Origin of the sequence: Pseudomonas graminis (assembly GCF_013201545.1) — a bacterium.
In the GTDB taxonomy this organism is placed as follows: domain Bacteria; phylum Pseudomonadota; class Gammaproteobacteria; order Pseudomonadales; family Pseudomonadaceae; genus Aquipseudomonas.
On sequence record NZ_CP053746.1, the window covers coordinates 4,219,778 to 4,241,570 of the forward strand.

28 protein-coding genes are annotated in these 21,793 nt (G+C 59.2%); 26 read left to right on the forward strand and 2 right to left on the reverse strand.

The window, feature by feature from the left end; all coding sequences use genetic code 11:
* Position 1 precedes the first annotated feature (1 nt).
* From FX982_RS18995 to FX982_RS19060, 14 genes are all read left to right on the forward strand, one after another.
* Positions 2-967 carry a major capsid protein gene (locus tag FX982_RS18995; protein WP_172612043.1) on the forward strand — a complete coding sequence of 322 codons (966 nt, stop codon included), beginning with the start codon at positions 2-4 and terminating at the stop codon, positions 965-967.
* Positions 968-1,009: 42 nt separating this feature from the next.
* Positions 1,010-1,360, forward strand: coding sequence for a hypothetical protein (locus tag FX982_RS19000; protein WP_172612044.1), 351 nt, complete (start codon positions 1,010-1,012; stop codon positions 1,358-1,360).
* Positions 1,361-1,363: 3 nt separating this feature from the next.
* A complete protein-coding gene (locus FX982_RS19005; protein WP_172612045.1) occupies positions 1,364-1,864 on the forward strand; it encodes a DnaT-like ssDNA-binding protein in 501 nt (166 codons plus the stop codon).
* 34 nt (positions 1,865-1,898) lie between these two features.
* The gene (locus tag FX982_RS19010; protein ID WP_172612046.1) at positions 1,899-2,081 is read left to right on the forward strand and encodes a hypothetical protein; all 183 of its coding nucleotides are present in this window, start codon (positions 1,899-1,901) and stop codon (positions 2,079-2,081) included.
* A gap of 21 nt (positions 2,082-2,102) precedes the next feature.
* Complete coding sequence (locus FX982_RS19015) at positions 2,103-2,474, forward strand: hypothetical protein (RefSeq protein ID WP_172612047.1); 372 nt, start codon at positions 2,103-2,105, stop codon at positions 2,472-2,474.
* Entirely contained in the window at positions 2,471-3,127 is a 657-nt protein-coding gene (locus FX982_RS19020) for a hypothetical protein (protein WP_172612048.1), read from the forward strand. Before FX982_RS19015 ends, FX982_RS19020 begins: the two co-directional genes overlap by 4 nt.
* Positions 3,124-3,534, forward strand: a complete 411-nt coding sequence (locus FX982_RS19025) for a phage tail terminator-like protein (RefSeq protein WP_172612049.1) — start codon at positions 3,124-3,126, stop codon at positions 3,532-3,534. Before FX982_RS19020 ends, FX982_RS19025 begins: the two co-directional genes overlap by 4 nt.
* Positions 3,535-3,603: 69 nt before the next feature.
* Positions 3,604-4,254, forward strand: coding sequence for a phage tail protein (locus FX982_RS19030; protein WP_172612050.1), 651 nt, complete (start codon positions 3,604-3,606; stop codon positions 4,252-4,254).
* Positions 4,255-4,257: 3 nt separating this feature from the next.
* Entirely contained in the window at positions 4,258-4,650 is a 393-nt protein-coding gene (locus tag FX982_RS19035; RefSeq protein ID WP_172612051.1) for a phage tail assembly chaperone, read from the forward strand.
* A 17-nt stretch (positions 4,651-4,667) separates the two neighbouring features.
* Complete coding sequence (locus FX982_RS19040) at positions 4,668-4,961, forward strand: DUF1799 domain-containing protein (protein ID WP_172612052.1); 294 nt, start codon at positions 4,668-4,670, stop codon at positions 4,959-4,961.
* A 10-nt stretch (positions 4,962-4,971) separates the two neighbouring features.
* Positions 4,972-8,124, forward strand: a complete 3,153-nt coding sequence (locus tag FX982_RS19045; protein WP_172612053.1) for a phage tail tape measure protein — start codon at positions 4,972-4,974, stop codon at positions 8,122-8,124.
* A gap of 1 nt (position 8,125) precedes the next feature.
* The gene (locus tag FX982_RS19050; RefSeq protein ID WP_172612054.1) at positions 8,126-8,464 is read left to right on the forward strand and encodes a phage tail protein; all 339 of its coding nucleotides are present in this window, start codon (positions 8,126-8,128) and stop codon (positions 8,462-8,464) included.
* Positions 8,465-8,473: 9 nt separating this feature from the next.
* Entirely contained in the window at positions 8,474-9,223 is a 750-nt protein-coding gene (locus tag FX982_RS19055) for a phage minor tail protein L (RefSeq protein ID WP_172612055.1), read from the forward strand.
* 1 nt (position 9,224) lies between these two features.
* Positions 9,225-10,022 carry a C40 family peptidase gene (locus FX982_RS19060; RefSeq protein WP_172612056.1) on the forward strand — a complete coding sequence of 266 codons (798 nt, stop codon included), beginning with the start codon at positions 9,225-9,227 and terminating at the stop codon, positions 10,020-10,022.
* On the opposite strand, the gene FX982_RS19065 is transcribed toward FX982_RS19060, so the two are convergent.
* Both FX982_RS19065 and FX982_RS19070 read right to left on the reverse strand, forming a co-directional pair.
* Positions 9,993-10,580 carry a hypothetical protein gene (locus FX982_RS19065; protein WP_172612057.1) on the reverse strand — a complete coding sequence of 196 codons (588 nt, stop codon included), beginning with the start codon at positions 10,578-10,580 and terminating at the stop codon, positions 9,993-9,995. The genes FX982_RS19060 and FX982_RS19065 overlap by 30 nt on opposite strands.
* 488 nt (positions 10,581-11,068) lie before the next feature.
* On the reverse strand, positions 11,069-11,575 hold the full coding sequence (locus FX982_RS19070) for a hypothetical protein (RefSeq protein WP_172612058.1): 507 nt from the start codon (positions 11,573-11,575) through the stop codon (positions 11,069-11,071).
* A 720-nt stretch (positions 11,576-12,295) separates the two neighbouring features.
* Between FX982_RS19070 and FX982_RS19075 the strand changes: the two genes are divergently transcribed.
* The 12 genes from FX982_RS19075 (at position 12,296) to FX982_RS19130 (ending at position 21,777) form a co-directional block, all read left to right on the forward strand.
* Positions 12,296-12,892 (forward strand): tail assembly protein, encoded by a 597-nt coding sequence (locus tag FX982_RS19075; RefSeq protein ID WP_172612059.1) that lies wholly within the window; start codon positions 12,296-12,298, stop codon positions 12,890-12,892.
* 61 nt (positions 12,893-12,953) lie between these two features.
* Complete coding sequence (locus FX982_RS19080; protein ID WP_172612060.1) at positions 12,954-13,196, forward strand: DUF4177 domain-containing protein; 243 nt, start codon at positions 12,954-12,956, stop codon at positions 13,194-13,196.
* Complete coding sequence (gene yidD, locus FX982_RS19085) at positions 13,196-13,399, forward strand: membrane protein insertion efficiency factor YidD (RefSeq protein ID WP_172612061.1); 204 nt, start codon at positions 13,196-13,198, stop codon at positions 13,397-13,399. The genes FX982_RS19080 and yidD overlap by 1 nt, the downstream gene beginning before the upstream one ends.
* A gap of 42 nt (positions 13,400-13,441) precedes the next feature.
* A complete protein-coding gene (locus FX982_RS19090) occupies positions 13,442-17,005 on the forward strand; it encodes a host specificity protein J (RefSeq protein ID WP_172612062.1) in 3,564 nt (1,187 codons plus the stop codon).
* Between the two features lie 3 nt (positions 17,006-17,008).
* The gene (locus FX982_RS19095) at positions 17,009-17,329 is read left to right on the forward strand and encodes a hypothetical protein (protein ID WP_438826287.1); all 321 of its coding nucleotides are present in this window, start codon (positions 17,009-17,011) and stop codon (positions 17,327-17,329) included.
* Positions 17,326-18,006 (forward strand): hypothetical protein, encoded by a 681-nt coding sequence (locus FX982_RS19100; protein WP_172612063.1) that lies wholly within the window; start codon positions 17,326-17,328, stop codon positions 18,004-18,006. Before FX982_RS19095 ends, FX982_RS19100 begins: the two co-directional genes overlap by 4 nt.
* Positions 18,007-18,039: 33 nt before the next feature.
* The gene (locus tag FX982_RS24570) at positions 18,040-18,984 is read left to right on the forward strand and encodes a gp53-like domain-containing protein (protein WP_254074821.1); all 945 of its coding nucleotides are present in this window, start codon (positions 18,040-18,042) and stop codon (positions 18,982-18,984) included.
* The gene (locus tag FX982_RS19110; protein ID WP_172612064.1) at positions 18,984-19,313 is read left to right on the forward strand and encodes a hypothetical protein; all 330 of its coding nucleotides are present in this window, start codon (positions 18,984-18,986) and stop codon (positions 19,311-19,313) included. Before FX982_RS24570 ends, FX982_RS19110 begins: the two co-directional genes overlap by 1 nt.
* Positions 19,310-19,678, forward strand: coding sequence for a phage tail protein (locus FX982_RS19115; protein WP_172612065.1), 369 nt, complete (start codon positions 19,310-19,312; stop codon positions 19,676-19,678). The genes FX982_RS19110 and FX982_RS19115 overlap by 4 nt, the downstream gene beginning before the upstream one ends.
* 86 nt (positions 19,679-19,764) lie before the next feature.
* Positions 19,765-20,784 carry an acyltransferase family protein gene (locus FX982_RS19120; protein ID WP_172612066.1) on the forward strand — a complete coding sequence of 340 codons (1,020 nt, stop codon included), beginning with the start codon at positions 19,765-19,767 and terminating at the stop codon, positions 20,782-20,784.
* A gap of 58 nt (positions 20,785-20,842) precedes the next feature.
* Positions 20,843-21,268: a cell wall hydrolase gene (locus tag FX982_RS19125; protein WP_172612067.1), complete on the forward strand. Its 426-nt coding sequence runs from the start codon at positions 20,843-20,845 to the stop codon at positions 21,266-21,268.
* Positions 21,265-21,777: a lysis system i-spanin subunit Rz gene (locus FX982_RS19130; protein WP_172612068.1), complete on the forward strand. Its 513-nt coding sequence runs from the start codon at positions 21,265-21,267 to the stop codon at positions 21,775-21,777. The genes FX982_RS19125 and FX982_RS19130 overlap by 4 nt, the downstream gene beginning before the upstream one ends.
* The last annotated feature ends 16 nt before the right edge of the window (positions 21,778-21,793 follow it).

The window sequence follows — 21,793 nt, forward strand, 5'->3', positions numbered from 1 at the left end:
CATGGCGACCACCGTCAACACGGACATGATCGTTTACAACGACCTTGCCCAAACCGCGTACCTGGAGCGCATTCAGGATGTCATCGATGTGTTCAACGCATCCTCCAACGGAGCGCTGGTGCTCGACAACGAGCTGATCGAGGGCGATCTGCGCAAGCGCGCGTTTTACAAACTCGGCGGCGCGATTGCGCACCGTGATGTGAACTCGACTGCGGTGGTCGCCGGCCAGAAGATTGGTTCCGGGGAAGTCGTCGGCGTGAAAGTCCCGTTCAAATACGGCCCGTATGAAACAACCGAAGAGGCGTTCAAGCGCCGGGCTCGTTCGCCGGAAGAGTTCTCGGAGCTGGTCGGCCAGGACTACGCCGACGCGGTGCTGGAAGGCTACATTCAGTACGCCATGGCCGCGCTGAAAGCCGCCATCGGCGCAAACCCCAACATGGTTGCCTCGGCCAGCTTCGCAACGGACGGCAAGAAAGCGCTCACCAAGGGCATGCGCAAATTCGGTGACCGCTTCGGCCGCATAGCACTGTGGACGATGGATTCGGCGACTTACTTCGACATGGTCGACCAGGCTATCACCGAGAAGGTGTACGAAGAGGCGGGCGTGGTCATCTATGGCGGCCAGCCGGGCACCATGGGCAAGCCAGTTCTGGTGTCCGACACCATCCCGGCCGAAACCATCTTTGGCTTGCAAGCTGGGGCGATCAAGATCACCGAATCCCAGGCGCCTGGCTTCCGCTCGTACAACATCGACAATCAGGAAAACCTGGCGATGGGCTTCCGCGCTGAAGGCACCTTCAACCTCGATCTGCTGGGTTACAGCTGGAAAGACTCCACTGGTGGGGTGAACCCGAATCTGGCCTCCGTCGGCAGCGGCGCCAACTGGACCAAGTACGCGACAAGCGACAAGGTCACGGCCGGCGTTCTCATCGATCTGTCCGCCCCGCAAGCAGGCGGAGGCGAATAAGACACCAACCCGCGGCTTTGACGAGCCGCATTGGAGCGCGTCATGGAACTCGTTTACACCTCTCAAAAATCAAACTTCGACCCCGCCAAGCGCTACCGCAATCCTGAATACTTTGAACGCCCGGAAGCCGGTGTCGCGAAGGTGACGCTCATCGGCGACTGGCCTGCGGTGGCTGAAGCGTACAAAGCCGCGAATGTCGAAGTCGCCATCGTGAAAACGGCGAAGCCGAAAAAGGCCGCGGCGAACAAACCAGCCGTTAAACGCATCATTACGGCTGCGGAGGTAGCGGACGGCAAGTGGGTGCTGAATGCCGACGGCAAGGTGCTCGGCGACCCGTTCGATTCGCAGGACTTGGCTGAAGCAGAAGCAAAACGGTTGACTGAGGCGGAGTGACAGATGCTCATCATTGAAGACGGCGCCGGTGTGCCGGAGGCGGAGAGCTATGCCTCGGCGGCTGAACTGGGTGTCTACGCTGGAAAGTTTGGCGTGACCGTACCGGTGGAGGAGGCTGCCCAAGAGGCGCTTTTGCGTCGGGCCGCTTTGGTGATGGAGGGCATGAACTGGAAGGGCAAGAAGACGTCAAGCGATCAGGCTCTGGCCTGGCCCCGGCGCGGTGTCGAGCTGGATCGGGCGATCCAAGCGGACAACTACCTGCCAGTCCGGATCAAGTGCGGGCAGATGGCACTGGCCGCTGAGATCCATGCCGACGATATCGACCCAATCGAGCAGCGCAAAGGCGCGGTAACGAAGGAGAAGGTCGACGGCGCTGTTGAGCGTGACTACGCCGTGATCAACACCACCAGCCCAAGGCTCACGGCGGCTGCGCCGGATCGGCCCAGCGTTACGCAGTTTGCTGATTACCTTCTCAGGCGTGGGCTTTTCGCTGTTCGGGCCTAGTGGTAGCCTCGATCTCCCACTACAGGAGGTTCGTATGACCGCAGAAGAAAAGCAGGTTTGGGATATTTATTTTGCAGCAGCAGCGTCGGCCGAGTTATCGAAGCCTGCGCAAACTGGCTCTGGGCCGCTGTCTGGCTTGGCTGGAACTGCGCAGGCTCGCATCAATCGAGCTGCACAAGCTGCGGATCTGATGCTCGAAGAGCGCAGAAAACGATGAAGTAAAACCGCAGGAGCAACCATGGCCACCTTCTACAATGAGATGGCCGTGATGGCCCTCGACCTAATCACCGAATTCGGTCAGCCGGTCACCCTTCGCGACACCATCAAAGGCGAGTACGACCCGGCCACCGGTAGCACCGGACCAGACACGGTCATCGAGCGCTCGGCCCACGGCATCCTGCTCGATTTCACCGGTCAGGAATTCCAGGCCAACAACCTCATCACCGCTGGCGACAAGAAGCTGAAGATCGCCGCGAGCGGGCTCAATGCGCCGCCAACGCTCCTCAGCAAAGCGATCGTTCAGGGCAAGACCTGGTCGATCATCCCCCCGTTGAAAGAGATCAACCCGGCGGGCACGCCCCTGTTGTATGAGCTGCAGGTGCGCGCGTGAGCCGTGCAGGTGGCGGGCGGTCCGGTAGCTTCGCCTTGAGCCTCGCCCAATTTGCCGAGCAGGCCAATCAAGCCATCAACGCCAGCCTGCGCGAGATCATCATTGAGGTCGGCAATAGCGTCATCCGCATGTCCCCGGTCGGCAACCCGGAGATCTGGGCCGCAAACGTCGCGCACCGCGAACAGAACACGCGCGCCGCTGATGACTACGACTTCAAAGTGGCCGTGCGTAACACAGTCATCAATCTGGACGATAGCAACTTCACCAGGTCCGGCAAGCTCCGAAAAGGCGTCAAGTACGCCAAGCCACTCACCAAGGCGGAGAGGGTGCAAAACTTCAACGTGAACGGTTTGGTCGCTGGCCGTGGCTATGTCGGCGGGCGCTTTCGTGGCAACTGGATGTTCAGCATCGGCAGCCCGGACAACACCACGGCTGATGACGTCGACCCGAGCGGGCGCAACGCTTCGGCGCGCATCGTGAATGGCGCGCTCGAGTTCAAAGCGGGAGAGACGGCCTACATCACCAACTCACTGCCCTATGCCATCCCGCTGGAATACGGCCACTCAACCCAGGCGCCGGGCGGCATGGTGCGCATCACCGTCGCGCGCTTTCAGCAGATCGTGCTGGAGGCCATCAGGAACAATCAGCTATGAGCCACAAAATCATTCGCTCGCTGTTCGAGCAACGCCTTGCCGCGTGGGCCGGCGCGCGCAATCTGCGCATCGCCTATCAGGGCGTAAGCTTCAGTCCCTCACCCGATGAAACCTACCTCGCGGCTTTCACGCTGCCTGCCGGCACGAGCGCCAACACGCTGGCCGGCGACCACCGCGTCTATACCGGCGTGTTTCAAGTCAACATCATCACGCCCGCCGGCAACGGCGCCGGTGATGCGGAAGGGCTGGCGGACGAACTCGCCGATCTGTTTCCCGTGTACCTGCGCCTGAGCCAAGCCGACTTCAGAGTCATGGTGCTGACCCCCGTTGAGCCGGGCCCTGCCGTCCAGGCTGACAACACGCTCGCCGTGTCCGCGTCGTTCCAGTACCGGGCCGACGCCGACTAATCGCCCATGGGGCACATCTCAACCTCGCCGCGTGCGGGGTTTTTCATTTCTGCACGAGGATAAAACCCAATGAGCGCGATTCTTCCCAACGGCGCGATCTTCGAGATTGCCGCCACAAACAGCCCGCCGACAGACTTCACCGCGATTACCAACGCCAAACCGCCGGAGGTCACTGCGCCCGGCCACGGATTCAAGGACGGAGACGTGCTGGTTGTGACCTCCGGCTGGACCCGTCTCAACGACAAGGTCGTACGTGTCGCAGCCTCCACCGATGACGCCTTCACGCTGGAAGGCATCGACACCACGAAAACCACTGTTTACACAGCCGGGTCGGGCATCGGTGCAGTTCGAGCGGCCACCGGTTGGGCGCAGATCAGCCAGGTCACCGACAACAACAGTTCGGGTGGCGAACAGCAGTTCGCGACGTTCGGTTTTCTGGAGGAGTCGGACGATCGTCAGCTGCCAACCACCAAGAACCCCATCACCCTGACCCTTACCGTCGCCGATGACGATAGCCTGCCGTACGTCGCACCTGTCGAGGCTGCGGATGACGATCGCGAGCCGCGCGTGCTTCGTTTGACCCTGCCGAACGGTGCGACCATTTACTACAACGCCTACGTGTCGATCACGCCGACCCCGACGCTCACCCGCAACAACGTCATGGCACGCGTCATCACCCTGTCGTTGGCCTCCCGCCCGACGCGTTACAAGGGGGCTTGATCCATGGCGACCAGGTTCAAGATCGCCCAGGCCGCGACGTTCACGGCAGACGTCGAAATCCCCCGCGTTGGTGGCACCACGATCAAGGTGTCATTCGAGTTCAGGTACCGCGACCGCAAGGCGCTGGCGAAGCTGTTCGCCGGCTGGCATCAGGCTGCAGAGCGTGATCAAGAGCGCTTCAAGCAGAACGGCGACGAGGTCACGTTGATCGACCTCACCGACGCCCACATCGAGCGCCAGATCGAGCAGGTCAGCGAGTTGGTCGTGGGCTGGGGCTTCGACGACGCGTTCACCCCGGACGCAGTTCGTGCCTTGGTGGAGACCTCTGCCGGCGCCGGTGATGCCATCGTCACGGCTTACCAGAACGCGTTCGCGGTGGCACGCCTGGGAAACTGAGAACGGTTGCGCGCCGGATGTACGAGGCCGGGCCGTCCGACGCCGACCTCGCGGCTTTCGGGCTGACCCGCGCCGATGTTCCGGATGAAGAGTTCGGGGTCTTTCCCGATGCCTGGCCGGCATTCGTGACGTTCAACGCGCTGTCCACGCAGTGGCGCACCGGCTTCGGCGGCGCCGTTGGCCTGGACTACGGCGTCATCGGCGACGTGACCACCTTCCTCGGCTTCAGCAAAAAACAGACGGCGACGCTTTTTCCGGACCTTCAGGTGATGGAGGCCGAAGCGTTGCTCGTCATGAGCGAATCGAAATAGCGGAGCACGCATGTCGGGAACAATCGCAGAACTGGGCATCGCGGTTGACTCCGGGGATGCCGTCCAGGCCGCGACCGATCTGGATAAATTGACGGAGGCCGGCAACAAGGCGGAGAAAGCCGCCGACGATGTCACGGCCGGCTTCAAAAAGACTGCCGATGCGGCAGACAAGCTGGCCGAAGCCGAGGCCCGGGCGGCGCAGGCGACGGCTGATGCGAAGGCTCGACTGCTTGAGACCGCTACTGCCTCGCTGAAGAACAGCGAGTATTACCAGCGGCTGACCACCAGCGTGACCGGCACCGCCACTGCGATGGACGCGAGCCGGGATTCGACGGCGAGCCTTGCCGCGCTGCAAAAACGCCTTCAGGCCGAATCGGACGCGCTCGTAGGAACCAATCAACAGGCTGCCCGGGCCGCGAAAGAGGCCGCTGCCGCTACTGGGGTTCAGGCTGACGGATTGCAGGCGCTGTTGGGCAAGATCAGCCCGGCCATGGCTGCACTGCAAAAACTCGACGACCAGCAAGAGCAACTGAACAAACATCGCAAGGCCGGGACCATTGGCGAGGACGAGTTCAAGACCTATTCGGCCGACATTGACGCCGCGCGGCAGAGGATTAAGGGGCTGGGCGATGAAACGTCGACGTTTAGCCTCAAGACCAAACGCGCGCGGGAAAGTGTGCTCCAGTTGGGCAATGCGTTGGCTGAAGGCGACTTCCGTGTTGCGGCTCACAACCTACTCGAAATTGGCACAAGCGCCGGTGCTTCAGCCCTGCGCCTGGCGGGCATGCTCGCGCCCATCGCTGCAGTGGGCGCGGTGGTGGCTACGCTGGGCATTGCGTACTACAAGGGCGCGGAAGAAGCCAACCAGTTCAACCAGTCACTGATCACGACGGGCCATGCGGCGGGTGTCAGTGCCGGGCAGCTGGGTGCGCTTGCTCGGCAGGTCAGCGCAATCGTGGGCACCACCGGTGCCGCGGCTGAGGTACTTGCCACGCTGGCGGGCAACGGCAAGATCGCCGGGGAGAGTTTCGGCGCGATCACTCAGGCCGCTGTCGGCTTGCAGGAGGCGACCGGCGCCGCAGTCAACGCGACCATCGCCGAGTTTGTGAAGCTGGCAGACGACCCGGTCAAAGCCTCCGCCGCGCTGAACGAGCAATATCACTACCTCACGGCCTCCGTGTACTCGCAGATTGCCGCGCTTCAAGAGCAGGGCGATCACGCCGGCGCCGTCAAACTTGCGACCGAGCAGTACGCGGAAGCGATCAACGAGCGTACCCCGAAGATCCTCGAGAACCTGAGCATCTGGGAGCGCGCCTACCTGAAAGTGGCAAAGGCCGCCGACACGCTAAAAAATCTCGGCCGACGGGACCTCGACTCGGATATCCAGAACGCAAAGGCGAGTCTTCTCGAAGCGCAGAGCATGGATGGTCTGTTTCAGTCCAAAACGTCCAAGGATGCCCTTGTCGAGTTTCGCCAATCCCAGCTCAATTACTTGGTCCTGCAGCGCGATGCCGAGGCCTCCCGGACCGAATACCTAGGCAAACAAGCGAAGCTGGAGCAGGACTCGATCACGGCGATGGGCAAGGTCGATGCCCTGGAGAAATCGTCGCTGACGAACGAGCAAAAACGCACCGAGGCTCTTGAGGATTACAAGAAGTCCCTGGACGCTATCCGCGAGACGGATCCGAACGACCCGCGGCTGGCTCAGACGGCGATCGACAAGAACGTCGCCAACATCAAGAACAAATTCAAAGACCCCAAAGCCGCGTCCACTCAGCCGGACCTGACCGGGTTCAACGATGCTCAGAACCGCCTGAAGTCGATCACCGGCTATTACCAGAACCTGGAAAAGGAACTGGAAGCGGCACAGAAAGCCGGCCTGGTATCTGCCGAGTCTTTCAGCAGCCAGCGCATCGCGATCGCCGAGCAGCGAAAGGGCGACGTGACGGCGGCGTATGAGGCGGAGATCGCGGCCCTCGATTCAACACGCGGTAAGTCTTCGACCACTGCTCAGCAGCGCATCCAGCTGGACCAGAAGATCGCCGATGCGCGTACCAACATGGTCAAGGCTCAGAAGGATGCTGACTCCCACCTCACGGTACTGGCGACCAAGGAGGAAGGCAGGCTTGCGAAGCAAACGCGGTCGGTCGATGCCTACGTTCAGGCGCTGGGGCAGCAGCAAAAAGCGATCGCGCTCGCGGGTCAACGCGCCGTCGTAGGTGTGGGCCGCGGCGATCGCCAGAACGCGCTGGACGGTGAGCTGAACAGCCAGCAAGACCGGTTCGCCCAGCAGGCGCTGGCTTTGGAAAATCAACGGTCCGACCCCTCCCGCGACATGTCGGATCATGAGTACGCCCAGAAGTCTCAGGCCTTGGCCGATGCCAACAAAAAGGCCACCGACCAGATTCGCCAGAACTACGCCGACGTCGAAGCCGCGCAGGGCGATTGGACCAATGGCGCGACCTCAGCCTGGGAAAACTATCTCGACAGTGCCCAGAACGTTGCCGGGCAAACGAAGAGCCTGTTCACCAATGCTTTCAGCGCCATGGAAGACGCGGTGGTCAACTTCGCGCTGACCGGCAAGTTGTCGTTTTCGGACTTCACCAAATCCATCATCTCGGATATGGCACGCATTGCGGCCCGGCAGGCGGCGTCCTCGCTGCTCGCCTCATTGGTCGGGGCCGGAATGAGCTACTTCGGAGGCGGCGGGGCCGGCGTCGGTGCTCAATCGCTGGGAGGGAGCCAGGCCGGCTATTCGTCGAGTTATTTCCCCCAGGCCAAAGGCGGCGCCTGGATGGATGGCGTGCAGATGTTCGCCAAGGGCGGGGCGTTCAGCAACGGCATTGTCAGCTCACCAACCGCGTTCGGCATGGCTGGCGGCGGTAAAGGCGTGATGGGCGAAGCGGGCCCGGAAGCCATCGTCCCGCTGACCAGAACCAGCAGTGGGGCGCTTGGGATTCGCTCAGTCGGCGGTGGCGGGTCAACGATCCAAATCAATGCGCCCGTAAGCGTCGTCACCGAGGACCGCAGCTCCGAAGGCATGGAGCTTGATCAGACCGCGCTGGCGCAGAACCTTCAGACACAAATCAAACAGGCCGCCGAGAAGGCCGTCGCGGATTCGTGGCGTCCCGGCGGCGTGAGCTTCCGGCAGTCGAGGACCTGACATGGCCATTGAGACGTTCACCTGGCCGACCCAGTTTGGCGATACGCCGGACATAAGCTGGCGCACCCGCAAATCCCGGTTCGGCAATGGCTACAAGCAGATTGCAGGCGATGGCCCGAACAACAAGGAACAGTCGTTCCCCATCACTTACACCGGCACCAGAGCGACAGCGGTGAAGATCATGGCGTTTCTAGACCGTCACGGCGGCGCCAAGGCATTTTTGTGGACTAACCCTCTCGGCGAGCTGGGCCTCTACACCTGCGAAAAGGCCGCGCCGACGCCCATCGGGGGCGGCCAGTTCAAAGTCACCGCCACATTCGAACAAGCCTTCCACCCTTGAGAAACCGATATGCCCTTGATCAGCGACCTGCAGGTCCTAGAGCCAGGCAGCGAGGTGCTGTTGTTTGAGCTGGATGGCTCCGACTACGGCGCGGACGTACTGCGCTTCCACGGCCATTCCATTCCGCACAGCCCCGAAGAGTTACAGGCGGCCGGCGTCGATGCCGATCAGCTTCCCGCGAAGTCGATCTGGTGGCAGGGCGAAGAGTACGGCGCCTGGCCAATGCAGATCGACGGCATCGAAGCCAACGGTGACGGCACCGCCGTGCGCCCGACGCTCTCCGTCGGCAACGTCAACGGACGGATCACTGCGCTGTGCCTCGCATTCGATGATCTGCTGCAGTTCAAGCTGACAATGCGGCACACGCTGGCGCGCTACATCGATCCGGCGAACTTCCCGGCCGGCAACACCGAGGCCGATTCCACCCAGGAATCGATCGAGGTCTGGTACATCGACCAGAAGGTCAACGAGGACGGCGAGACAGTTTCGTGGGAGTTGGCCAGCCCGGGTGATGTGGGTGGCGAGTCGATCGGACGGCAGATGACCACGCTGTGCCACTGGTGCCTGACCGGCGGATATCGCGGACCTGACTGCGGCTACACCGGCCCGTACTTCGACATGAACGGCAACCCCACGGACGACCCTGAGCACGACGAGTGCAACGGTCTGCTCACCACCGGCTGCGAGCCGCGCTGGGGCGCGAACAACGAACTTCCCTTTGGCGGCTTCCCGGCCGTATCCCTCATCGCCCGGAGCTGACATGCGCAAACACATTCTCAAGGCGGTGCAGGCGCATGCGGCCGCTGAATACCCGCGGGAATGCTGTGGCTTGATCGTCGCCGTCGGCCGGGGGCATCGTTATATCCCATGCGAGAACACCGCGACTGACCCGAATGAAAAGTTTCGCATCGCGCCGGAGGATTACGCGGCGGCCGAGGACATGGGCGAGGTGATCGGCATCGTTCACTCGCACCCCGATGCGACGAGCCGACCGTCGCCGCGTGACCTGGCGATGTGCGAAGCCACGGAATTGCCCTGGCACATTCTCAGTTGGCCAGAGGGGGATTGGCGCACGATCGCGCCCACCGGGAATACGCCGCTGGTGGGCCGTCCGTTCGTGCACGGGGCTTGGGATTGCTGGCAGGTTTGCGCGGACTGGTACAAGCGCGAGTGGGGGCTGGAGTTTGAGGCCTTCAAGCGGGAGGACGGTTGGTGGGAACAGGCGGATGGTCCGAGTCTTTATGAGCAGGCTTACGAGGCAGCGGGGTTTGAGCGTGTGGGCACTCCGCAGCGGGGCGACATGATCGTGATGGAAGTAGGGCGGACGAAGCATCCGAACCATGCGGGGATCTATCTTGGGTCAGATGCGAGGTTGCCTGGCGAACCGGCTGCTGTTCACGGCGGTGGCCCGTTTCTGCTTCACCACGTGTACGGCAGGCCGTCAGAGATTGTTGTGTTTGGCGGGCCATGGCATGACAGAACGCGCTTGGTCCTAAGGCATAAAAATGCAATTTCCGGCTTTGAAGGCTTACACGGCGGGCGTGGTTCCGGCAATTAAAGCGGCAGCCCGTCTGGTGTAATGGAAGATCCGTTCGCCTCTCCCGTTGTGCGTCAGCTTGATGAGTCCGAGAGCGAGCAATTGGTTCAGGTCATCCTCAATGAACTGCCCTTCGTCGGCCAGCCAGCCACCGTGTCCGTCAAGAGAATGAAATGTTGTGCCTTGTAGGCTGTGGGTTTCAAGGAGTTTCCCCGAGCCGCTCGATTCATAAAACCGGAGAAGATCTAGGGCTTGCTCGGAAAGTGCAGAGTCGGGATTAGTGCTGGCGGCCAGCGCCTCGAACCCTTCGACCGCGCTCGTATAGCCAGCTAAAGCGGTTTCGATGCGTGCGAGTCTTTCGATGAAGTCGGCACGTTGCACATTCAAAAGAGCTTTGATACTGACAGACGTGCTGTGATTGGCTTCTATTGCGAGTTTCAAGTCATCTTGACCCGACTGTATGAGCCAAGTCAGGAATGCATCAAAGTCCTTGCCCGACGCTGCATCGCGACTGGATTTGTACTGGCCCATGAGGCCAACCAAAGTTGCTAGGGTGCCGGCAGCGCTTAACGGATCCATCTGTCTCTCCCCAGAATGTGAGTGGACAAAGCTACTACGGGCAGATCCGATTCAGCTACTGAGCGTTTGTCCAGCGCTGGACGGGCAGACAGGATGGAATTTAGCCGATAGTGATAGCGGCTTCGGGGAGTGCTGGCTATTTGACTTGACTTATGTTCATCATTAGATTGCGAGCGCTTAAACCGACACTAAGGCCAGAGATATCCTCGGGCCAAGTCTTAAAATTCTAAGGAAAGAAATTGGCAAAACTAATGTGGATCGTTACCGTAATTATGTCGTTCGTCGGCGCAATTATCGGTTTCACAGGCATCTCAGCTGCCAACGGAGCACCTCAAGAGGCAGCGGCCGCCGCCATGGGGCTTGCGTGTGCTGTAATCCCCTACTGTGCAGCGCGGGCATTCAGCGAGCTCCGCTCTAAACCCTGACACTAGCAAACGCTCTATCAGTCTAGCCCAGCCCCGCGCTGGGCTATTTGATGTGGGTATAATTTATCGCTGGAAGCGCCAGATTTTAACTTTTTGCCGGTAATCGACAATCCTGTTTGCACGGGTCGATCTATAAAGCCAAATCATCTCGAAGATATATGCTGGAAAAGCAGAGATGAAGACTGTGGTCGAATCCGACGCTAGTCGTTCACCCGAGATCACCATCACTTCCTTGAGGCCCAACGCCATCAACCAAAAGCCAGCGCTGACGCCAAATAAAACTAGCGCAGTGTTGCCCCTGCTGATCTCCCTGGCGATCCACATGTCGTTAAAACGGAACCTGCGAATTTGACGTAGATCATTCAGCTTGAGTTTCCGAAGATATGCCACCGGGCTATTTTGTTTACGGGAGCGGGTTCGGATAGCAGTCGGAAGCTTCGCAATTAAATCACGCAGCTTCTTAGATCCTCTGGTTATGACCAAAAGGCACACACCGCCCCAAATTCCTGCGGCGCCGTTTTCCCAAAGCCAGGCGAGGAGCGCCGTGAGACTGTTTGTGTCGATAGGCATGAGTAGTGATTCGTCGGAGAGCTTGATGATGACACGGCCTTGGGGCCGAATTTTTGCGAGGAGCTAGTCGCAGTGTCCGCAAATTCTATCTCACCCATGTTTTGATGACGAATTCTCAAAGTCAGCTACGTCGAATTTTTCTTTCCCTCGCGCGCGTCCTGCTTTCCTGCTCGTTATCAAAGTTTTCATGAGTGTCATAGCACTGGTACAGTGCGGCCAAATCACGATGAGGGATCATAATGCGAATTTTGATAGGGACGCTTACAGTTGCGCTTTTAACTGGCTGCACCACAAACCAGACCACTTACGAGCAGGCAACCCCGGTTGAAAGCTCACGGCTTCTTGCGTACCAGTCTCCAGTCGACGGGCCTTCGGGTGTGCTGCTCGTCACACGCGACGGAGGGATGCTCGGGTCGGGGTGTTATTTGGGCGTGTTTGTGAACGGAAAGCTGTCAGCACGGATAGGACCGGGTGAAAGAGCACAATTCCTGGTCCCCGCAGGCGAAAATCTGATTGGCTCAGGTGGCGACCCGAAAGGTAATGGCTTGTGCGGGATTGGCGGTATCACCGTCAGAGAAGTAGCTGCCTCAGCCAAATCAGGTGAGATCAAGCGCTTCAGAATATCCGGCGATACGAACTCAGGATTCTCACTTTCACCAAGCTCGTTTTGAGCAAAGTTGACTGGCCACCTTCGGGTGGCTTTTTTATTGGGAGGCCAGAATGGCCGCGCTTGCCGAAATGTGTAACCCCATGACGACGGTTCTCCTCTCAGGATCGCTTGCCAAGAAATTTGGCCGTGTGCATCGCAGACAGATCGACTCCGGTCAGGTGTGGGAGGCTTTCAGAGCTTTGAAGGCCACGCTTGCGGGATTCGAGCACGAAATCAAAAGGCTCGACCGGCTAGGAATGCGCTTCACCATTTTCCGTAACCGCAAGAACGTGTCCGCTGACAGCTTCGAACTCGGCGGCACCCGCGAGCTTCGCATTGTCCCCGTGGTGTCCGGGAGCAAGCGTGCAGGGATTCTGCAAACAATCATCGGGGCAGTGATATTCGTTGCGTCGTTCTACGTGCCAGGCATGCAAGGCTGGGGACAATCGCTGGGTGTGTCTCTGATGGTGGGAGGTGTGATGCAGATGCTCAGCCCTCAATCGTCTGGGCTCAAGCAAAGCGGTGCCCCCGAAAACCTGCCGTCCTACGCCTTCGGCTCCGCCAAAAACACCACCGCCAGCGGCAACCCCGTTCCAATCTGCATCGGCCGCCGTCGCTGGGGCGGCGCGATCATCAGCGCGAGCATTTACGCCGAAGACAAAGTTTGAGTGGCAGCAGATTTACACGCTGATAGGATTGCGCCTCCAAATCACTCGTAAGGATGCCGAAGTGTTCGTATATAAAATGGTGCAGGTTCCGCCAAACGTAGAAGTCCAGGCGAAGAATCAAAAAGGGAATGAGGCTGCTGCTTATTTACAGAATGTTGTGAATCAGCATGCAGGGGATGGGTGGGAGTTTTATCGAATTGACACGATCGGAGTGGCAGTACAGCCAGGATGTTTTGCGGGACTCTTCGGACAAAAAGCTGAGCTTTCTCAATATTATGTAATTTCTTTCCGGCGACCTGGTTGATGGCGCGGTTGTCTGTAGCGGTAATTCACGTCTACCAGCGCTTTGCTCCACACCGCCTCAGATCCGCCTGCCGATATGAGCCTTCCTGCTCTAACTACGCAATATTGGCGATTGAAAAATACGGTGCGGTAAAGGGGTGGAAACTGGCTCTGAATCGCATCTATCGATGCAAAGCCCCCCACGGGGGGACCGACTACCCATAAATTGAAACCCGCTCCGGCGGGTTTTTTACGCCTGGAGAAAGCATGGGCGCAGCCGCACGAATTGACATCACCGGCGCCAAGGGCGGCAGCAGCAGCCCGAAAGCGCCCATCGAAGCAGCCGACAGCCTGCGCTCCACCAACCTGGCGAAGCTCCTGATCGCCGTGGGCGAGGGCGAATTCGACGGTGTGCCGACTGCTGCCGACATCTATCTGGATAACACGCCAATCAACGACGCCAGCGGCAACGTCAACTTCCCCAACGTGAAATGGGAGTGGCGCAGCGGTGCGGTCGATCAGAGCTACATCCCTGGCATCCCATCAGTCGAAAACGAAACCACCATTAACGTCGAGCTGCGCAGCGATACCGCGTGGGTGCGCTCGCTCAATAACACCCAGCTCTCGGCGGTTCGCCTGCGTTTCGCGTGGCCGGCGCTCCAGCGGCAGGATGACAGCGGCAATGTCGGCGGGTACCGGATCGAATACGCGGTCGATGTCTCCACGGACGGCGGCGCCTATCACCAGGTGCTGGAGGAGGCGGTCGACGGCAAGACCACCACCCGGTACGAGCGCTCTCGACGGATCGACCTGCCGGCGGCAACGTCTGGTTGGCAGATCCGCGTCCGTCGCCTGACGCCGAACCAGAACACGAACAAGATCGCGGACACCATGTTGATCGCCGGCTATACGGAGGTGATCGACGCGAAGCTGCGATACCCGAACACCGCGCTGCTCTATCTCGAGTTCGACGCCGAGCAGTTCACCAACATTCCGGCGGTGACCGTCGACTGCAACGCCCGCAAGTGGCAGGCGCCGAGCAACTACGATCCCGTAGCGCGGACGTACTCCGGCGTCTGGGACGGCTCGTTCAAGTCGGCGTGGACCAACAACCCCGCGTGGATCACCTACGGGATCTGCGTTCAAGACCGTTTCGGGCTTGGCCGTCGGATCAAACCGTGGATGGTCGATAAGTGGGAGCTTTTCCGCATCGCGCAGTATTGCGATCAACTGGTGCCGGACGGCGCCGGCGGGCAGGAACCGCGCTTTCTCTGCGACATGAATCTGCAGGGCAAAGCCGAGGCGTGGACGCTGCTCCGAGATATCTCGGCGATTTACCGGGGCATGACGTACTGGGCTGAGGGCCAGATCGTGATGCAGGCCGACATGCCGCGCGCGCAGGACTTCGATTACGTGTTCACGCGCGCTAACGTGATCGAAGGCAAGTTCTCGTACGGCAGCGCCTCCTCACAGACACGCTACACCCGGGCGATCGTCAGCTTCGACAACCCGGCCAATAACTACGACACCGACGTCACCGCGTATTCCGACCCGGCGCTGCAACGGCGTTTCGGCGACAAGCCTGTCGAGATCAGCGCGATCGGCTGCACCCGGGCGTCCGAGGCTCAGCGCCGCGGCAAATGGGTGGTGATGAGCAACAATCAGGACCGGACTGTCACGTTCAAGACGGGCATGGAAGGCGAGATTCCGCTCCCTGGCTACATCATCCCGATTGCAGACTCGTTGCTGGCCGGGCGCGAAGTCGGCGGGCGCATCTCGGCTGGCGCTGGCCGCATTGTGACACTGGACCGTGATACACAAGCCAAACCCGGCGACCGGCTGATCATCAATCTGCCGAGCGGGAAGGCGGAGGGGCGCACGGTGAACTCTGTGGCCGGCCGCACCATCACCGTGACGACGGCCTACAGCGAGACCCCGACCCCACAGCTGCAATGGGCGCTGGACGCCGATGATCTCGCCATCCCGCTGTACCGCGTGCTGAGCAGAAAGCGCACCACGGAGGGCGACTTCGAGATCGCGGCGCTGCAGTTCGAGCCCAGTAAGTTCGAGTTCATCGACACCGGTGCCAGGCTGGAAGAGCGGCCCATCAGCGTCATCCCGATCACCGTCGTTCCGCCGCCGGCGAGCGTCACGCTGGCGTCGAACACCGCGATCGCCCAGGGCCTTGCCGTTACCACCATGACGGTGACGTGGCCTGCGGTCACTGGCGCGGTCGGCTACGACGTCGAATGGCGCAAGGACAGCGGCAACTGGATCAAGGTGCAGCGCTCGGGCTCGACCAGCGTCGATATCGTCGGCATCTATGCGGGCGCCTACCTTGCCCGCGTTCGGGCGATCAGCGCCTACGACATCTCTTCGATCTGGCGGACTTCGGTCCTGACTCAACTCAACGGCAAGGAAGGCCTGCCGCCGGCCGTGACCTCGCTGACGGCCGGGCCGCTGATCTTCGGGATTCAGCTCAACTGGGCGTTTCCGCCCGGTGCAGAAGACACCCAACGCACGGAGATCTGGTACGGCCCCACGACAGACCTTGATGGAGCCACCAAACTCACCGATCTGGCCTATCCGCAGTCGGCGTACAGCATGCAGGGGCTGTTGGGTGGTGTGACGTTCTTCTTCTGGGCGAGGCTCGTCGACCGCACGGGCAACATCGGTCCTTGGTACCCGGCCGGGCTTGGCGTGATGGGGCAGAGCAGTTCCGAGGCCGGGCCGATTCTCGACATGATCGCAGGGCAGATCGGCGAGTCCCAGCTGGGTCAGGATCTGCAGGACCAGATCGACAAGATTGACGATTTGCAGGGCCAGCTTGATGCGCTGGACGGCCTCCAAGCGTACGACCCCGATCGGACTTACGAGAAGGGCGAAATGGTCGTGGATGGAGGCCGCATCTACCAGGCCAGCGACGCTATCCCCTTGGAAACTCCGCCGCCCGATCCGACGCACTGGATCGACGTGGGCGGGAGTATCGAAACCGCAAACGGCCTGGCTCAGCAGGTCGCGAGCAACACCGCCGAAATCACGGAACTTGACGGTGTCGTCACGGCGCAGGCGAGCAGCTTGCAGGCCTTGCGCGCGGCATCTCGCGATGACAACGCTGAAGGGGACCTCACCGACGCCTTGGGCGGCTGGATCAGCACGGCGAGCATCGTCACCGAATCCAAAGTGGCGGCCAGCGCCAATGCCGCCATGGCGAAATCCGTCACCCAATTGACCGCGACCGTCGGCGAAAACACGGCTCAGGTCACCGACTTGCTTCAGGTGGTCACTGACAACCAGTCAGCGACGGCGACAGCGATACAGCAGCTCACCGCGTCGGTGGGTAACAACTCTTCTGTGATCGAACAAACGAGTGAGGCCGTCGCAACGCTCGACGGGAAGGTCTCGGCTTCATATTCCGTGAAGTTGCAGGTCAACGCCAACGGTCAGTACGTGATGGCCGGTATCGGCATTGGGATCGAGAACACCGAGGCGGGTCTGCAAAGCCAGATCCTGATGTCAGCTGATCGTTTCGCCCTGGTCAACAGTCTGGCGGGCGGCGCAATTTCAACGCCGTTCGTTGCTCAGGGCGGACAACTGTTTCTCGGCCCGACGTTCATTCAAGACGGCACCATCACCAACGCCAAGATTGGCAGTTTCATCAGCTCGACCAACTACATCGCGGGACATCAGGGCTGGATTCTCAACAAAGACGGCACGCTGGAAATCAACGGCATCGTGCCGGGACAAGGGCGCCTGGTGATCAATGCGCAAAACGTGTCGGTCTACGACGTCAATAACGTGCTGCGCGTGCGTCTCGGATATCTGGGGTAGCCAATGCCGTATGGAATGCGGATCTGGGGACCCGACGGGACCCTGCAACTGGACGAAAACTCCTTCACCTTGCGGGTGGTGCTTTCACAGGTGGTTACGTTCACCGGGACGCGGCAGGTGCAGACCTTCTCGGTTCCAGGCTGCGGCCCAGACAATGCCAGCGCCGTCGTCATCCCCATCGGGAATTACGGTGAGTATGACCGTCAGTTCGAGGTTGCCATGGGGGCGGGTGTTGTGGAGGTCGCGAACTGGATGCGGAACTGGGGTTCTGGCACCTACACCGCTTCAGGTTCCATGCGCCTATTGGTAATGAGGTTTCGATGAGTTTCGGACTGAGCTTTAGCAACAACCAGAACACGGTTGTCCTCGATTCAGAGTTCTCCAGGCTGTGCATCATTTCAAACGGACGCTACTCACCGACACAAGAGTCCGGACGCGGCTCAGTGACCGTTTTTCCACGAGCAGTGACGTCCCAAGAACCGCCCCTGGTCTTCATCCGCCCGGACACATCGGGCGTCATGGGGGCGGCGGGGCAAATGTTTCTGACGGGCTCGCCTGGCAACTGGACTGGTTTCTACGTTCGAACGTACAGCAAAAAAACTGCGCCTCCAAACGGTCGGTACTTCGTGGCGGCATTTGCGGCACAACCCGTAGCGACTTATGGCATGAGGCTGTGGGACGGACAGGGCGAGCTGCTGTACGACACCGGAACGCCTACAGCGCTTTTCACACGCTCTTTTACCAATTGGACGTACATAAAAACAGAGCAGTCGGCGACGACTTCTTACTCCAACTACTACAGAGTGGATTTCGAGTTTCCAGAAAATGAATACCTGATGATCAACTCATTCGGTATGGGCCTGCTCGCCGGAAGCATTGTCGGGAGAACCCTGTTTTCACTGTGGGACTTCGCTGGCGGCAACATGTGGGCGATCACAGAAGCGTTCGTTAATCCCCTCGATTTTCACCTCCCAGCTGTATTCGCAAAGATGGCGACGTAGCCCGCCAGTCACCCATTTCTGAAGGATTGTCATATGCCCTGGTACAAGGACGGGACGGTTTCGGTCGTTCAAAATTCGAACGCCGTTACGGGCTCTGGAACCGCATTCATTGCCAACAGTCGGGTAGGGGATGCATTCCTCGGCCCGGATGGGCACTGGTATGAAGTGACCAACATCGCCAGCGATACAGCCCTGGCGATCTCGCCGAATTACCTGGGCCCCACGACAGGTGCAGGCAAGTACGCGCTGGCTCCGATGCAGGGCTACGTCAAAGACTCGGCGGACGCATTGCGGGCGTTGGTGAACGAGTTTGGTTTCAAGTTGGCTGCCCTGGGCAGCACCGGGAATTACGATACCCTTCCAGTCGCAAAAGGCGGCACAGGCGGATCGGATGCGCCTAACGCCCGCGTTAACCTCGGGCTTGGCAGCGTAGCGGTTGAGAACATCGTGCCGGTTGCCAAGGGCGGGACGGGCGGATCGGATGCAGCTAATGCCCGCGACAACCTCGGGCTTGGCAGCGTAGCGGTTGAGAATATCGTGCCGGTTGCCAAGGGCGGGACGGGCGGGAACACGCCTTTAGCCGCGAGGACCGGGCTTGGATTAGGAGCCGCAGCTGTAGCTGCAATATTGGGAACCATGACGCTGGGCGGTAACGAAGCGCTGTTTCAGCTTGTCAGTAATCGAAACGGACGAGCACTGAAATTCCCTGACGGCACGATGATCTGCATCGGTCCTGTCCCTAACTTTTATGCAGCTGCGAACCAATCCACGGTGAAGAACGTTACCTTTCCTGTCCCTTTTTTTAGCGACCAATACTGCCTGACCGCTGTGGGGACGCCGGTCGCCAACGTAGATACATATGGCTTCATTTACGCCAACGCACGGTCCGAGTCTTCGGCGGGTCTTGTGTGGCGAAACGGCGCCCAAGCACAAACAATCTCCGCCGGATTCTTCATGGCTATTGGAAGGTGGTTCTAATGAGAATTAAGCTTTCTCCGCAACTAAGGGAGGACACTCTCGTCATCATCAAAACCGGATCAGTACTGAACATCAACGGAGAAGACTTTGATTTTACCCCTATGGGGGATGGCGACACCTTGCCCAGATCCGCTATCAGCTCCCAGTGGTTTGTTCGTGACGTGGAAAAGGAAGGAGGCGAGCTAATTCTCACCCTTTTATTTCCAAATCCTTGGAACTACAGCCAAGAGCAGGCGTTCCCCGTTGACCTTGTCAATGTCCCGGACGGCCCTGTCCGACTCCCTCAGCCACTGCCCACCCTGCCCGAAGATGAGGTACATGCCGAATGAGCAACATCGATTGGTCCAAGCTCATCACCAAAGAGATGAAAAACGCCGCCTCAGCTGCGCAATTTCTTGCCGGCAGTGAGTCGGACCTAGCGGCAAGGAACTCTGCGGCCGCTGCGCAAATTCTGCGAATTCAGGACCGAGTAGACACAATCGGTTACGGGAAAGAGGCCGGGGAAGCTACTGAAGAGGACGTGGCTGAGCAGGCTGCGCTGATAAATAACCTGAAGGTGTGGAAGGCTTACAAGTACGCGCTCGGGAAGGTCGCTACACAGGCTGCCTGGCCGTCGTCGCCGACCTGGCCCACCACGCCAGCAATCCCTGAGATCGCCGCCGCGCCAGTAGCCCTGGCCTCTATCAACGCTTGATCTCGACACTTTAGCCAAATTACGATAATGCGAGAGTTTCGTTCTGCATAATGGTAGTTTGTGCGCTCCAGACCAGAGGGGTGGCAATGCAGAAACGATTCGAAGGAGCCGATGGCATAAGAGGCCTCGCATGTCTCATTGTAATAGTTATCCATAGCGTACAGATATTTCGCAGTTCACTTGGTGTATATTTGTCAGGGACAGGGAAGATAGGTGTCTGGCTATTCTTCGTTCTGAGTGCATTTTTGCTCACTGCTAAATTTGCTAGGTCGGGCTTCAGCGTTAGGTCATTATTTGAATATGCGCTTGGGAGGGTGCTCAGGATTCTACCGTTGTTCTTCATATCGGTTCTCATATATTACTCCGCCGGAATGCTCGGCATTATTTCAATGTATGACGTTTTTCGGGTGATAAGCTTTCAGTCTATGGCTGGGCATTTATGGACTATACCCGCCGAGTTCAAATTCTACCTCGCTCTTCCTTTTATCGCATCACTGCTAATATTTCTCTATCAGAGATTCGGGTGGGCGATATGCATAGTTGTGACAGTAGCGCTTATCGCAGTCGAACAAGCCATCTGGCCTTTTTGGCTGACCCCTGAGAATAGTTTGGATACGCGGTGGTATATCTCAAGCTTCACCATAGGCTCGTTCTGCGCCATTGGTCACTCTGAATTTAGAGATAAAATTACTGGTAGGTTATCCACAATTTTAGGTGGTGCGGTAATTCTGCTTATTGCTTTGAGTTTTCCGGTTCCAAGAAACGTCATCTTCGGCATGCCTATAGATAACTGGCTGATGAATAAGTTTGTCATTTACTCGTTGTTGTGGGCGGTATTTGTGATAGCCCTTGCTGATGGTAAAGGTTTTATTGGTTCACTTTTGCGAAGTGCGTTTCTCAAAAGGCTTGGTGCATGGAGCTATTCTATATACTTGATTCATATATTTGTTTTCTACGTGATTGTTGTAGGGCGCGCCGACAGCATTCCGTGGATGGTTGTTTCCATACTGGTGTCTATAGCTGTTGGTGCGTTAATGTTTTATCTGATTGAGAGTCCGCTTGAAAAGCTGCGACATCGCATGCAGAGGTCGGTAATCCGGACTTAGCACCATTTAATTAACTATGCCCGCCCTGTGCGGGTATTTTTTTGCCTGGAGAAAAGTGATGACCGTGACTGAAAAAGATCGTGATGTGCTGGCGCGCACGCTGTGGGGTGAGGCGCGCGGCGAAGGGCTGGCTGGGATGGTGGCCGTCGCCTGGACAATCCGGAACCGCGTGTACGACGGGAAGGACACGTCGTGGTGGGGCGAGGGTTACGCGGGAGTTTGCGGAAAGCCATCTCAGTTCAGCTGCTGGAACAAGAACGATCCCAATAACCCGTATCTCACCGGCGCCAAGAAAATTCCGGCCGCCGAGTTTGCCAGATGTCAGCTGGCTGCGCAGCAGGTCATCGAGGGCATAACGCCGGACCCTACAGATGGCGCAACCCACTACTACTCGACGTCGATGACCAAGCCCCCGAGGTGGGTGGCGGGCGCGAAGCAGACGTCGCGGCTCGGCCTACACATTTTCTTCAAGGACGTGCCGTGACTGAAGACCAGCTGAAACTTACCGGCGCCGCAGTGATTGCGCTGGCCCTGTTGGCGGCCGGCGCTACCGTCGCCTGGGTGTGGCAGGCCAATGCATACGGAAAGGTCATGGCCACCAACGAAGCCAGCCGTCAGGCTGATCTTGCCTCTATCGCCAACGCTGGAGCAGAACAAGCTCGCAACGCGCTCGCCAAACAGCACGACGCCGAGCAGCACCTTGCCGCCTTAGACCAGACCGCAACCGAACAGAAGGTGAAAGCCAATGCTGAAAACGAAACTCTGCGCCGCGCTGTTGCTGATGGTGCTCGCCGGCTGCGCATCGCGGGAAGTTGTGGTGCCGGTGGCGGCAGCGTGCCCGATGCCGCCAGCGCCACCGGCGTGGGTGATGCAGGTACCGTCGAACTCTCTGATGCTGCTCGACGATCTGTTTTCGATATCCGCGCCGGAATCATTGCTGATCAGGCAGCTCTGAGAGCTGCTCAGGCCTACATCAGAGACGTGTGCCGTTAAAGCATTCCCATCTGGC